The 14027-nt window shown below is 40.5% G+C and carries 12 protein-coding genes; all 12 read right to left on the bottom strand.

Annotation, left to right across the window (positions count from 1 at the left end; all coding sequences use genetic code 11):
- Positions 1-24: 24 nt before the first annotated feature.
- Positions 25-495, bottom strand: coding sequence for a GNAT family N-acetyltransferase (locus tag Q4550_RS13090; protein ID WP_303533272.1), 471 nt, complete (start codon positions 493-495; stop codon positions 25-27).
- A 94-nt stretch (positions 496-589) separates the two neighbouring features.
- The gene (locus tag Q4550_RS13085; RefSeq protein ID WP_303533271.1) at positions 590-1777 is read right to left on the bottom strand and encodes a thiolase family protein; all 1188 of its coding nucleotides are present in this window, start codon (positions 1775-1777) and stop codon (positions 590-592) included.
- A 14-nt stretch (positions 1778-1791) separates the two neighbouring features.
- A complete protein-coding gene (locus Q4550_RS13080) occupies positions 1792-2940 on the bottom strand; it encodes an acyl-CoA dehydrogenase family protein (protein ID WP_303533270.1) in 1149 nt (382 codons plus the stop codon).
- A gap of 18 nt (positions 2941-2958) precedes the next feature.
- A complete protein-coding gene (locus Q4550_RS13075; protein ID WP_303533615.1) occupies positions 2959-3831 on the bottom strand; it encodes a 3-hydroxyacyl-CoA dehydrogenase family protein in 873 nt (290 codons plus the stop codon).
- A 111-nt stretch (positions 3832-3942) separates the two neighbouring features.
- Positions 3943-5337: an FAD-binding oxidoreductase gene (locus Q4550_RS13070; RefSeq protein ID WP_303533269.1), complete on the bottom strand. Its 1395-nt coding sequence runs from the start codon at positions 5335-5337 to the stop codon at positions 3943-3945.
- Positions 5338-5463: 126 nt separating this feature from the next.
- A complete protein-coding gene (locus Q4550_RS13065) occupies positions 5464-7035 on the bottom strand; it encodes a flotillin family protein (RefSeq protein WP_303533268.1) in 1572 nt (523 codons plus the stop codon).
- Between the two features lie 171 nt (positions 7036-7206).
- A complete protein-coding gene (locus Q4550_RS13060; protein WP_303533267.1) occupies positions 7207-7608 on the bottom strand; it encodes a MaoC/PaaZ C-terminal domain-containing protein in 402 nt (133 codons plus the stop codon).
- Positions 7605-8054 carry a MaoC family dehydratase N-terminal domain-containing protein gene (locus Q4550_RS13055; RefSeq protein WP_303533266.1) on the bottom strand — a complete coding sequence of 150 codons (450 nt, stop codon included), beginning with the start codon at positions 8052-8054 and terminating at the stop codon, positions 7605-7607. The genes Q4550_RS13060 and Q4550_RS13055 overlap by 4 nt, the downstream gene beginning before the upstream one ends.
- 10 nt (positions 8055-8064) lie before the next feature.
- Positions 8065-9240 (bottom strand): acyl-CoA dehydrogenase family protein, encoded by a 1176-nt coding sequence (locus Q4550_RS13050; RefSeq protein WP_303533265.1) that lies wholly within the window; start codon positions 9238-9240, stop codon positions 8065-8067.
- A gap of 167 nt (positions 9241-9407) precedes the next feature.
- A complete protein-coding gene (locus Q4550_RS13045) occupies positions 9408-10211 on the bottom strand; it encodes a CAP domain-containing protein (RefSeq protein ID WP_303533264.1) in 804 nt (267 codons plus the stop codon).
- 139 nt (positions 10212-10350) lie between these two features.
- Positions 10351-13101, bottom strand: a complete 2751-nt coding sequence (gene ppc, locus Q4550_RS13040; protein ID WP_303533263.1) for a phosphoenolpyruvate carboxylase — start codon at positions 13099-13101, stop codon at positions 10351-10353.
- 260 nt (positions 13102-13361) lie between these two features.
- Complete coding sequence (locus Q4550_RS13035) at positions 13362-14021, bottom strand: potassium channel family protein (protein ID WP_165995817.1); 660 nt, start codon at positions 14019-14021, stop codon at positions 13362-13364.
- Positions 14022-14027: the final 6 nt, after the last annotated feature.

Below are 14027 nucleotides of genomic sequence, written 5' to 3'. Positions count from 1 at the left end.
ACTAGTTTTTAACATCACCATTGCCTATAGCTCCTTCGCCATGAGAAGATTTTTAAGTTGGATACCGTTTTTTTGAACTAGCTGACTTTTTACTAGTGAAAATCCTTGCTCTCTAAAAAATGGAACTGCTGTTGTGCTTGCTTCCGTATGAAGCTGTTCCATATTGTGCAAACGTGCGGTCTGTTGCACTTCTTCTAAGAGCTCGGAAGCAATTCCTTTTCTCTGATAGTCTTTATGAACATATAAACGGTCAAGCCGTCCTGAAGGTGTTAAATCGCAAAATCCCACGATCTGTTTGTCTAAGATAGCAACATAAGTGAAGTTTCGTTCGAATTCCTCTCCCCATGATGCATGACGCCTATTAAGTTCAGGTTTATTAGCCCAGGCATTTACCTGTATGTTTGTATAGTCTCTCCGGTTAATAGAATGAACAGTGTCATAAAAAAGATCAATCATTTCTATTAAATCGTTTTCTTTAAAAGGCCTGATATGCATGTCATTCCCCTTCCCTGATTCTATTTTTTTATTATAGAACCCAAGTGCAAACAACGCATCAAAAAAGACGGCAGATGCCGCCTCCCCTAAGAGTCTATCCGTTCATACTTTCTACCATCATGGCCATGCCCTGTCCACCGCCAACACATAATGTTGCGATTCCAAAGCGTTCGTTTCTCTTTTTCATTTCATATATCAAAGAGGTCAGAATGCGAGCACCTGTAGCACCGAGCGGATGACCTAACGCTATGGCGCCTCCATTTACGTTCACCTTGCTCATGTCTAATTCAAGTTCTCGAATAACAGCGAGTGCCTGAGCAGCAAAGGCTTCATTGAGTTCTATTAAACCAATTTCCTCGAGCGTTTTCCCTGTTCGTTCTAGAAGCTTCCGAACGGCTGGAATTGGTCCGATTCCCATTATCTCAGGAGAAACGCCTGAAGTCGCCCAATCAACGATTCTAGCAATGGGCTGAAGCTCTAATTCTTTTGCTTTTATTTCAGTCATCACAAGCATGGCAACAGCTCCATCATTCCTCCCGCAAGAATTGCCAGCTGTCACCGTTCCATTCTCTTTAAATACTGGTTTTAATTTGCCAAGTTTCTCAATTGTTGTCCCTGGACGAGGATGTTCATCTTGATCGACAAGATTCATTTGACGACGATTTTGAATTTCGACCGGAACAATTTCATCTCTAAATTTACCATTTTCAATTGCTTCTGCTGCTCGGCGCTGACTTTCTGCTGCAAAAGCATCTTGCTCATCACGTGATATCTTGTAGCGTTCGGCTACGTTTTCTGCTGTAATACCCATGCCAAGATGAGAACCATATTGTTCAACAGGCTGTTGTCCAGCTTCTGAATTAGAATCGACTAATTGCGTTTTGTCTTCTCCGAAACGGCTATTTCTTAAATAAATGGGAGCCTGACTTAAACTCTCTGTTCCTCCTGCGATCAGAATAGAGGCCTGCTTTGATTGGATTTGTTGGACTGCTGAGGCGACAGACTGCATACCTGATGCGCAAAGTCGATTGATTGTAAATGCAGGAGAGGATTCAGGAATCCCAGCACGTAATGAAGCGACTCTCGCTACATTGGATGATTCAGTTGTTTGTCTTACTTCTCCTAAAATGACTTCTTCTACTAAGTGCGGGGGGAGACCTGATCGAGCTAGTGTTTCTCTTATAGCATAGGCAGCTAACTTTCCAGAGTTTAGATTTTTAAAGACACCACCGTACCGTCCTACTGGTGTTCGAACTGGTTCTACGATAACGATGTTTTCCAATCCTTATTCCCTCCTCATTTGTATTCTTTACGAAGTTGACCTGCAATGATGTTTTTCTGAATTTCTGACGTACCTTCATAAATACGTGTGATCCGTGCGTCACGGAAAAATCGCTCAATCGGATAGTCTGAAATGTAACCGAGTCCCCCGTGAATTTGTAGAGCTTTGTCGGCGACTCTATTGTATACTTCAGATCCATACAGCTTTAACATTGCGGCTTCCTTAATGACCTTTTTTCCTTCTTCAACCATCCATGCGACACGATAAGTAAAAGATCGAAGTGCTTCAATTTCAACTCCCATTTCAGCAACCATATGTGCAATAGCTTGGTGTTCAATGATCGGCACATCAAATTGGATGCGCTCCTCCACGTAAGACATGCATAAGTCCAGTAGCTTTTGGGAAGATCCAAGATTACGAGCAGCGAGGCCTGCGCGACCATTTGCCAAAATTTTTAATGCATTAACATACCCTTCTCCTACTGTTCCAAGAACATTTTCTTCTGGTACTTCACATTGATCAAAGATAAGCTCAGCTGAATGTGACCCTTTTAACCCCATTTTTTCTTCCACTGCACCAACTTGAAAGCCAGGGAAATCTTTTTCAACGATAAAGGATGTAATCCCCTTCGCACCTTGTGAAGGATCTGTTACAGCCATAACGGTAAAAACGCTCGCTTCTGTTGCGTTAGTAATGTAATGCTTCGTACCGTTTAGAATATATTTATTACCTTGTTTGACGGCTGTCGTTTTCAAGTTAGAGGCATTTGATCCTGCAGATGGCTCAGTAAGAGCAAAGGCTCCGATCATGTTTCCTCGTGCCATTTCGGGTAAATAATATTCCTTTTGTTTCGTATTACCGAGTTCAACAATTCCAACCGAACCAATTCCCGTATGTGCTCCAATTAAAGTAGTAAACCCGTTATGCGTTTTACCTAATTCTTCATATAGAGCGCATTTTCCAACCATTCCAATTCCAAGTCCGCCATATTCTTCTGGAATACTAAGACCAAATAGACCTAATTCTTTTGACATTTCGATAATGTGTTCTGGTATTTGATTTTCACGCTCAATGGTCATGGCTACTTTTTCTACTTCGTTTTCTACAAAGTTTCGGACAGTCGTTTTTAAATATTCGATGTCTTGATCGAGCTGAAAGTCCAATCTTAACCCTTCTTTCTATTAATATGTATAAAAGCCTCTTCCGCTTTTTCGTCCAAGTCTTCCTGCCTTCACATACTTTGTTAAAATGGGACAGGGGCGATATTTTTCACCTAGCGTTTTGTATAAGTACTCCATATTGCGTAGTCGAGTATCAAGACCAACAAGATCAGCTAGTTCAAGTGGACCCATTGGATGATTTAGACCAAGTTTCATGGCTTTATCAATGTCTTCGGGTGTAGCTACACCTTCCATCACCATATTCATCGCTTCGTTGCCAATTAGACAATTCATACGACTAACTGCAAAGCCTGGAAACTCATTGATTCTTACGCATTCTTTTCCAATGCTTTCTCCAAACCGCATCGCTTTATCAATGGTATCTTCAGATGTTTCGAGCCCACAAATGACTTCAATGAGTTTCATCTTTGGTACCGGATTAAAAAAATGAAGAGCAAGACATTGATCAGGGCGCATGGTTTGTGCGGCAATTTCGGTTGGACTCATTGTCGAAGTGTTTGTTGCAAGAATAGCGTGAGCTGGAGCAAACTCATCAAGTTGTTTAAAGATGCTTGTTTTTAATTCCATTACCTCAAGGACTGCTTCAATCACAAGATCACAATCGTAGACGGCTTCTTTCAATTCGTTTGTGAATTGTATTCCTTCGAATCTTTTTGTTGCTTGCTCTCTTGTTATTTTCTCTTTCTTGACCAAACGTTCAAATTGGTCTTTTACATAGATCTGTGCTTGCTTCAAAGCCTCGTTACTAACATCATGCATTTTCACTGAAAGCCCTGCAGCTGCAGCTGAGAAAGCAATCCCTTTTCCCATTGTACCTGCCCCAACAACAGCCATTTTCGTCATGGTCATTTCTCTTCCTCCTAATAGACATATAAATGAAATCGCTTACAGTTTGTACTACACTTACTTCTCGAAGAAGACAACTAGTTCCTTTTAGGATTCAAATTAAAAAGACCGTTCTGTTTTTTGAACGGTCTTTCATATCTAGAATGAAACTTGATCAGTCACGAAAATTTTCCCCGGATTTAGGATCCCATTAGGGTCAAGCGTTTTCTTCAATGCCAGCATGACTTCGAGAGAACCTCCATGTTCTTTTTGCTGATACTGGGCTTTGCCAGTACCTACCCCATGCTCACCAGTGCAAGTTCCGCCACGATCTAGAGCGTAGTGCACTAGGTGTTGGTTTAGCTTGTTTGCCTTTTCAAGTTCAATGGGGTCATCGGGATTAATCATCACAATAGCATGATAATTCCCATCCCCTACATGCCCCAATAGAGCTCCGTCTAGATCAAATTTCTCGATGGCTTTTCGTGCATCGAGAATAGCGCCAGTTAACTCCGAAATGGGAACACATACATCTGTTACCATCATCTTTTTCCCTGGAGAACCATGACTAAAGGAGTAAGCAAGATTATGTCGCGCTTCCCAAAGAAGCGCTCTTTTCTTCGTATCGTGCTCAAATATAAATTCTTCGCAATCATTGTCTTCTGCAATGCTTTTGGCAAAGGTAACATCTTGATTTAACCCCGCTTCATTACCATGAAATTCAACAAATAACGTTGGTTTTTCGATATAGTTGGTTTCATTTGTTTTGTTCACCTGTTGTACTGAGCGTGCGTCTACTAGTTCGATTCTAGCGACCGGAATGGCTGCGTGAAGAATATTAGTAACGGTGGCTACAGCTCGCTCTACAGTTGGAAAAACGATTCGCCCTGCAAGCGTAGCTTCCGGTATGCCGTTTACGTTGAGTGTTAATTCTGTAAATGTCCCAAGTGTCCCTTCTGAGCCTACAAAAAGGCCATTTAAATGGTAACCTGATGAAGACTTTGCAGTCATGCTACCGGTATGGATGACACGTCCATCGGCAAGAACAACTTCCATGTCTCGAACCTGATCACGCATTACTCCATACCGTACTGAAGTGGTTCCGCTTGCATTTGTTGAGGCCATGCCACCTAACGTTGCATCCGCACCTGGATCGACTGTGAAAAAGAGACCGTGTTTTTTCAATTCTTTATTTAATTGTGAACGTGTGACACCTGGTTGGACGCGTACTAGAAAATCTTCTGGTCGAACTTCGAGAACTTGGTTCATCAATTGAAAATCAATTGAAATACCGCCATGATATGGAATCACATGCCCTTCAAGACTAGATCCCAAGCCAAATGGCACGATGGGAATCCTATGCTCATTGGCCGCTTTCATAATTTTACTTACTTGCTCGGTTGTTCTTGGGAAAACTACAACGTCCGGATCGTGTGGCGTATGATAAGATTCATCTTTGCTATGTTGTTCGAGAATCGTTGCATTAACACTAATTTGATCATCGTCTAGAAATGTTGAAAGCAAAGATACGATTTTCATATAGGTTTCCTCCACTCTTATGTAAAATTAACACTTTTCTGATAATACTCTCATTACTTTATCATTACTGTTTTCATAACGTCAATTCTTATAGCGATAAGTCAAAAAGAAAAGCCTGACTTTTGTCAGACTTTAACAGTGTTACTTGTTTTCTTCTTCCACTTGTTCAATATTTTCTTGTGCTTCTTCTTCATTCTCTTCTTCATAAGCGGTGGCGACTTCATATTGGCTATCATATGTGCTAGGATCCTCATCTTTCTCATCTTTAGAGTCTTGATCATTAACTTGATCATTAGCGGAGAAAGAGTCGTATTGCCCTCTAGAAACAAAGCTTTCTAACATAGCTTTCAAATCCATTCCCGTTGATTCCTTCAGACTTGCTTGAAGACCTGTCATTGTTTTTGTGACGTTATCGGTTATTTTGGTTGAACCACTACTATTACTACCTCCTAGATCAATCACTTTCATTTCTGAAATCTGAGATAGCGGCTGAGCAATTTCGTGTGCATACTTCGGCAACATCTCAACAAGCATTTCAATAATCGCAGCATCACCGTAATTTTCCATTGCTTGAGCCATTAATTCTTTTGCTTCTGCTTCCGCTCGGCCACGTTCTCTAATAACTTCCGCTTCAGCTAGTCCTTTTTGCTTTTCAATATCAGCTTTTGTTTGTCCATCAATACGATCGCGCTCTGCTTCTGCTTCGGCATTTGCACGAATATCGTATGCATTTGAATCAGCCTGAGTTTTTCGACGCTTCTGTTCCTCTTGTTCCAATTCCACTTGACGTTGACGTTCAATGTACTGAACTTGCATCTCTTCTTCTTTTACTTTCTGATTTAATCTCGCCTGTTCTAGGTTGTAAGACTGTTCAGAACGTGCGCGCCCCTGTTCAATTTCAGCTTTGTACTCGGCTTCTTTCACATCTTTGTCTTTTTGAGAGCGTGCAATCTCAATTTGTCGTCTAATCTCATCTTCTTCTGCTTCTTGATCTGTTTTGGCTTTGTGCATACGGGTTTCACGTCTTGCATTTGCTTCCGCAATATCAGCGTCTTTTCGTGCTTCCGCAATTCTTGGACGCCCAAGCGCTTCTAGATATCCATTCTCTTCATCGTCATCTTTTAATTCTTTTAAAGCAAACGACGTAATTTCAAAACCAAGATTTTTAAGATCTTCTTCAGCAATGTTTTTCACTTTTTTGTTCACTGAATTGAAGTCTTTGTAAATTTCGTCGACTGTAAGAGAAGAAATGATGGCCCGAAGGTGTCCTTCAAGAACTTCTTTTAATTCACGTTCTTTTTCTTTTTGAGGCTTACCTAGAAATTTTTCTGCATAGTTCGCGACAATTTCAAGTTTACTTCCAATACTAATCTCTGCGACACTTGTCGCTCTAATAGGAACACCTTCTGAAGTATAGGCTTTTGGTGAAGCAATTTCTAATTGAAATGATGTTAGATCAATCGGTGTACTTGTTTGGAATAGCTTTAATCGTATCCCGCCACCTCGTACAATTTTCATACTGCGGCCGTTGTCATCTACGAAGATTCGATTGTCTTTTTCAGCATCACCTAGTTTTGGTCCTGTAATAATCAGGGCCTGGTTTGAGCTAGCGGTTTTGTATCTTCTTTTGAAAATAAAAAAGCCAATCCCACCAACCACTAATAATATAAACAAAATGATACCGGAGATGATTAATCCGATAAACTCCATCATGCTTGCATCATCCTTTCGAAAAATTGTAAAGGTTGTTATGTAACTGCCTTCCTTAATTTCTACGATTTGGAACAAATAAAGTTTCAGAATTAATCGAATTATCGATTTTATTGCAAAAAGAAAACGAACCCGTAAATGGTTCGTTTCGAATGGAGAGTTGTTTGTTTAGTTTTATTGGTATCTTTTAAGTGTGGCTGATCCCTTCACAACTGTTTCTTCATTTTGATTAAAAGCGAGTACATCAAAATAATACCGATCATTTTGGATGGAAACGAGTGATGATTGAAGAGTAATTTCATCGTTTAAGAAAACCATTCCTTTAAAAGCAACAGAATAATCTTCTAGGAACCCTTCTTCAAAATAGGGAGTAAATAGCTTTGATAAGTTTCCCATCGTCCACATTCCGTGAGCAATGATACCCGGAAGCCCTGCTTTTGCAGCCTCGTCGTCAATCGTATGAATTGGGTTGAAATCTCCGGATGCCCCTGCATATTTAATAAGATCTAACCTTGAAACAGGAGCGAGAGTGATTTCTAGCTGTGTCCCCACTTCAAAGTCATTAGCCATCTTCATGATTTCATCCCCTTTCTCACTGCTTCAGTAATAATAACCACTTGCTCTTCTGTGAAAATGAGTTTTCCATTTGGCTCTTCTCCGTATCGTTTTAATATAAGAAAACCAAGCAAGCCGCTTTTTCCTTTTCGCTCATAATAATTTTCAAGTGATGTTGAACACATCACCGTTTCTCCAACTAGAAGTGGCCGCTCATAATGAAACGATTGTTTTCCGTGAATCAATCCCACATTTGGTAAATCAAATCCGTTTATTTCTCCATAGTCAAATATTCGTGGATATGTAGGTGGCGCAATGTTTGCTCCATATCTCGAGCGCTTTCCTACTTCTTCATCGATATAAATAGGCGATTCATCTCCAATTGCTTTTGAGAACGCTTTCAACGAACCGCGCTCAACAATGTTTTTTATAGGATTGGACCGGGTCCCAATGAGCGATTCAAACATAAATACCCTCCTAAGCGTATTGTCCTACTTTCACATGCCCTTTCAGCAGGTTTCTAGCAATGATTAAGCGTTGAATTTCATCCGTTCCGTCATAGATTCTCCAAAGGCGAGCTTCTCGGTACCAGCGTTCAATTGGTAGCTCTTTCGTATAGCCCATACCACCATGAATTTGTAGAACGCGGTCTACAACGCGATTCCCCATGTTAGATCCATATAATTTCGCCATCGATGCAAGTTGACGATTATCTCTCCCTTCATCAAGTGTATACGCTGCGTTAAGCACCAGCCATTTAGCGGCCTCAATTTCAACAGCTGAATCGGCAATTTGCCATTGAATCGCTTGACGTTCTGCGATAGGCTTTCCAAATGTTTCTCTTTCATTTGCATAGTCAATCGCCATTTTTAACAATCTTTCGCCTGCTCCTACCGCTGTCGCACCAACAATCCAGCGAGCAAATCCGATCCACTCAAGTCCGAGATTGTAGCCTCCATCTACTTCACCAAGGATATTTTCGTGTGGCACACGTACATTGTCAAAGACTAGGCCAGCAGGTCCCCATTCTCCCATTGTGTGAATGTATTCAGATTTCCATCCCATCTCTCGGTCCGCAATAAAACACGTGACACCATCTCTACCTGTAGCTGCGTGTTTTTCTTTATCTGTAATGGCAATCACCATCACAAAATCTGCTTCATTTCCGCCAGTGATAAACGTTTTCTCGCCGTTAAGAACCCAATCATCCCCATCCCGTACTGCAGTCATTTTAATGTTGCGCGTGTCTGATCCCGCGCCGGGTTCTGTCATAGCGAAACATGATTTTTTTTCACCATTAATGGTTGGCAGAAGGTACTTTTCCTTCTGCTCTTCATTGGCGTAATACAAGATATTGTCTGCTGATCCACCAAAACGGAACGGGACAAATGTTTTAGAAACTTCCATCATCACAATGGCAAGCATCATTTGACCAAGGTCTGCGCCACCATATTCCTCTGGTGTATTAATTCCCCAGAATCCTGCTTTTTTCGCTTTTTGCTGAAGCTCCTCCATCTTTTCGGCGGATACGCCAGGCTTTCCTGCACGTTCATTTCGAAGTACATCATTTTCTAAAGGGATTAACTCATTTTCTACAAATTTTCGAATCGTTTTTTGAACCATCACTTGTTCGTCAGTTAATCTTAAATCCATCGGTCATCTCTCCTTGTGAGTTTATCATAATTAGACGATTACTTACTAACCGGTTAGTATCTTGATTCGACAGAGTAAAGAGACCTCCTTCTTCATCATGTAGATTCTTGAAATTTTTTCAATAAAAAAGCGAAAGAGTCACGTACATGACCCTTTCACCTGCTGTACTATTTTCCAATAAACATCTGTGTCCAATAATGACCATCCTGAGCAAGCCCCACCCCAATGTGAGTAAAACTGCTGTTCATGATGTTTTTGCGGTGACCTTCACTTTTCATCCAGGCATCAACCACCGCTTCTGGTGATTGTTGACCTTGTGCGATGTTTTCTCCAGCTGTATTAAAATCTACGCCGAAGTCCCTCATCATATCAAAAGGAGATCCGTACGTAGGGCTTGTGTGAGAAAAGTAATTTTTTTGTTGCATGTCGCGTGATTTTTCCTGTGCAACATCGCTTAATGATGGCATTGCTTTTAGTGCAGAAAGCCCTTGCTTTTTTCGTTCTTTGTTTGTTAAATCGATCACTTGCTGGACTTCTTTCGTGATTTCCCCTGATGGTTCGGAGGTTGGAGACTTCTCTTGATTCGGTGCGGCTTTTTGATTTGACTCTGATTGACCTGTATTTTGATCAGGTCTCATTTTTTGTTGACGCTGTTGTTCTTCCTTGCCACCGATTCCGTATTGCTCTGGGAATCCTTCAGGTAAATATTCTCTTGGATCAACATTAGGTAGTGCTTCATTGAATTCGAACTGACCATCCTGAACCATTTCACCATGAGGGAATTTAACACTCGGTGTTTCAGTGCTATATGAATTAGGATCGATCGTTAGCTGACCACTGTTTATTCGCTGAATACCCTCTGTAGGTGAACTAGTTTTATTAATATTTAACGCTTCATCGTTATTATTCGCATTACATGCTCCAAGAAGCAATAAACCCGGCAATAATAACGGCATTAACTTTTTGTACATACGTTGCCCTCCTTTGATTCTTTTGTTACCGTCTTAGTTTTTCTATTAGAGGGCAAAGTATTTGTGGTAAAAATCGAGAATACCGAGAGCATTTAACATGTAAAAAATCCCCCTCATAAAAATGAGGAGGACTGTACGATCAGCCTGTATTTCGTAGGCCAGCCGCAATTCCATTGATCGTGAGGAGAATTTCTTTCAGAAGCTCGTCGTCCTCACTACCGTTGGATCGATACGTTGAGATAAGTTCCACTTGGAGAGAACTTAGTGGATCAACATACGGATTTCGTAAACGGATCGAATCTTTAATGTTTGGCGTACCATCAAGTAATTCTTCCTGTCCGGTTATCGTTAAAATGACATCTTTTGTACGATGGTATTCATCGACGATTTTTCCGAAGATGCGGTTCGCTAGCTGTTCATCATCAATTAAGAACATATATTTTTCTGCTGTAGCGAGGTCTGCTTTCATTAATCCCATTTGCAAGTTATCGATAAGAGATGCAAAGAACGGCCAATTCGCATACATTTCTTTTAGACTGCTTAATCCTTCTTCTGTTGCAGCGAAATCGGTAAGTCCGGTACCTGACGCATACCATGCTGGCATCAACTGGCGACTTTGAGTCCAAGCGAATACCCATGGGATTGCCCGTAAGTCATCGAAGTGGTCTGTACCTTTTCTGCTCATTGGACGGGAACCAATGTTCAATGCGCCAAGTTCTGGTAATGGCGTTCCCTGTTTAAAGTAAGAAAGGAACCCATCATCCTCAAATACGAGGGATTGATAAGATTGAAGGGATACAGCCGAAATTTCTTCCATAATTTCATGCCACTTCTCTTGTCTAACATCTTTTTCGATCCCTGATACGGCAGATGATAACAAGGTTGTCGTCGCTTGTTCTAGACTTCGATAAGCAATATCGTAAAGCAAATAACGAGAAGATAGAACCTCTCCTTGCTCCGTAATCTTTACACCAGCTGTATACGTTTCTGGAGGTTGCGACAATAGACTTCTTCGTAGTGGACCGCCACCACGTCCAAGCGCTCCACCGCGACCATGAAAGAATTTAAGTCGAAGGTTACGGTCAGAAGCGATCCGACTAATTTCTTGTTGAGCATGATATAGCTTCCAGTTAGCTGTTAATGTTCCCCCATCCTTACTTCCATCGGAATATCCCAGCATAATTTCCTGACGTTGATCATGCTTTTCTAGATGATGTTTGTAGACTGGAAGATCAAATAGCTTCTCCATAATGGCAGGACCTGCTTTAAGATCATCGATCGTTTCAAGTAGAGGAGCAATATTTAAATCACTTTCAACGCTACCGTCTGCATGTAGACGATAAATATTCGCTTCCTTAGCAAGAACGAGTACCTCAAGAAGATCACTAGCTGATTCGGTCATACTAATTAAGTATACAGAAATTGATTGAGGGCCAAACTCTTCGTGAGCTTTTTTAATCATTGTAAAGATATCCAGTAATTTTTGTGTTTTCTCCGAATAATCCTCATAGGTAGAAAGAACTGGCCGTGGGTCTTCAAGAAGACGATTGAGTAACTGAACCTTTTCTTCCTCATCTAATTCGGCGTAGTTCTCAGCCAGATTTACACGACTTAAAATTTCTGCGATAGCCCCCTCATGTTCACCGCTATGGTTTCGAACATCTAAAGTAGCGAGATGAAAACCAAAAAGAGATGCCTGACGAATAAGCTTATTCAACTCTGTGAAGTGGGACCCTTCAGGAAAGTGCTGTTTCAAGCTATTTCCTATTAACTTCAGATCCGTTATAAATTCTTCTGAGTTTTTGTATCCGTTCTCACGATTAACGCGCTGAAGTTTTTCTAATACATAAGCAAGCTTTACTCGATAGGCTTCATGTGGAACGCCCCACTCTTTCGTATCAGGAAGGCGGTTTTGATCTTCTTCAATTGATTTTGTCAATTCTGGACAAATGGCGATGCGGTTCGTCGACTGGCTTAGCTGCCGCATTAAATTTTTCACTGAGTCTTTGTATTTTGAAATGACTACATCCCGTTGTCTTTCGAGCGTATTCCAAGTCATTTCAGGGGTAACGAATGGATTTCCGTCTCGATCCCCACCAATCCATGAACCAAATTTCAAAATGTTAGGTACTTCCCATTTAGCATCAGGATAATGATCACGCAAACACTCTTCAAGCTCCTGATGAATTTGAGGAAGCACTTCAAATAACGTTTCCTCAAAATAAAACAGCCCCATATTCACTTCATCCATAACAGAAGGCTTCTTATGACGTAACTCGTCCGTTTGCCATAGTGTTGTGATTTCATTCAATAAATCAGCCTTTAATGCCTTTTGCTCTCGTTTTGTAAGTAAAGGGTTGTCTAGCTGTTTAAGTGATGTTGCAATTCTTTTATGAATTTCTAGCACAGATCGTCTTGTCGCTTCAGTTGGATGTGCTGTAAGGATTAATTCCAATGAAATGGAAGATAGCGTATCTTCAATCAATTCTCCAGGAACATTATTCTTTTTAAGTAAGGCAATAGCATGAGGAATTGAACCAGGTTGCGACTGCTCTTCTTCTAACATTTGATAATCTCGACGTCTGCGAATTCTGTGATTTTGTTCCGCAATATTGACAAGATGAAAATAAAGGGCAAATGCTCGAATAACTTGTTTTCTCATAGGAGGTTGGAGCGTTTGGATCGTTTCTTTTAATTGTTGAGAAGTTTCTAAATCAGCAACATTCCGGAGAGATTTTGTTTTCTCTCGAATGGATTCCACCATATCCAGAAGTTCTTTGCCGCCATGCTGCACTAAAACGTCACCGAGTAGGCTTCCCAGCATGTTAATGTCACGCCTTAGGGCAACGTGGTGACTTTGTTGAGGTGAATGTGCCGTATCAATTGTCATGTCCGATCAACCTTTCTTTTTCTTCTAATAACTTAATACCAAATATTAAAAATATTTCAATAAACTTATTATAAACAAGAAATTTTATTCTTGTCATCTTTTATGACACCTGTTTTTGGAATGGATATAAGGCCTTAGTACTGGTAATAAAGGAATGAAAACGGATACAAATATTTTTTTATTTTTTTGCATTTTCATAAAAAAATCCGCAATAGTATGCGGATTTTTTGGTATTTATGTGCTTATGGTTACCCTTGTTATTAGATAGAAAACTTATGTTTAAAGCGCTCTATTTTTTTATTTTCCCCTACCATCAAAATGACATCCCCTTTTTGGAAAGCCACTTCGGCATAGCGACTTAAGATGGGGGCTTCCTTTCGCAAGATGAGAGAAACATTTAACTCGTATTTTCTAGAGAAATCAAGTTCTAGTAATGTTTTTCCAATCAGTTCTTCTGGTACCTCTACTTCAATAGCTGATACATTTTTCGTGATTTCAATGTATTCAAGGACGTTAGGCATCATGATTTGTTTTGCCACTTTCATCCCTGCTTCTTCCTCAGGATATATGACCTGATCTGCCCCTAAGTTAGACAGGATTTCACCTATTTCTCGACTCACTGCTTTAGTAATAATTTTCTTTGCTTTTCGGTCACGAAGACGGTTTGTAATTAAAATAGCTGAATAGGCATCAGTTCCAATAGCTACGAAAACAGCATCGTACTGTTCTACGTTTAAATCATCCATCACTCGATTTTCTCTTAGATCGCCAACGATTGAATGTGTTGTGTAGTCATCTATATCTTCTAGCGGACCCTCATCTTTATCACAAACAACCACATCACATTTTTGTTCATATAGTTCACGAATAATGCCTTTCGCAAATCGACCAGCACCGATTACTAGAAATTGTTTTCGCATGAATTC

It is taken from the genome of Anaerobacillus sp. 1_MG-2023, from assembly GCF_030547345.1.
Taxonomy (GTDB): domain Bacteria; phylum Bacillota; class Bacilli; order Bacillales; family Guptibacillaceae; genus Guptibacillus; species Guptibacillus hwajinpoensis_B.
Note: the sequence above shows the minus strand (reverse complement) of the source record. Positions and strands in the feature narration are given on the sequence as shown.

What these genes read in the sequence shown, in the direction of transcription:
- Q4550_RS13090 (WP_303533272.1), bottom strand. Translation starts at nt 495, where the DNA reads ATGCATATCAGGCCTTTTAAAGAAAACGATTTAATAGAAATGATTGAT.
- Q4550_RS13065 (WP_303533268.1), bottom strand. Translation starts at nt 7,035, where the DNA reads ATGATGGAGTTTATCGGATTAATCATCTCCGGTATCATTTTGTTTATA.
- Q4550_RS13060 (WP_303533267.1), bottom strand. Translation starts at nt 7,608, where the DNA reads ATGAAGATGGCTAATGACTTTGAAGTGGGGACACAGCTAGAAATCACT.
- Q4550_RS13055 (WP_303533266.1), bottom strand. Translation starts at nt 8,054, where the DNA reads ATGTTTGAATCGCTCATTGGGACCCGGTCCAATCCTATAAAAAACATT.
- Q4550_RS13050 (WP_303533265.1), bottom strand. Translation starts at nt 9,240, where the DNA reads ATGGATTTAAGATTAACTGACGAACAAGTGATGGTTCAAAAAACGATT.
- Q4550_RS13045 (WP_303533264.1), bottom strand. Translation starts at nt 10,211, where the DNA reads ATGTACAAAAAGTTAATGCCGTTATTATTGCCGGGTTTATTGCTTCTT.
- ppc (WP_303533263.1), bottom strand. Translation starts at nt 13,101, where the DNA reads ATGACAATTGATACGGCACATTCACCTCAACAAAGTCACCACGTTGCC.
- Q4550_RS13035 (WP_165995817.1), bottom strand. Translation starts at nt 14,021, where the DNA reads ATGCGAAAACAATTTCTAGTAATCGGTGCTGGTCGATTTGCGAAAGGC.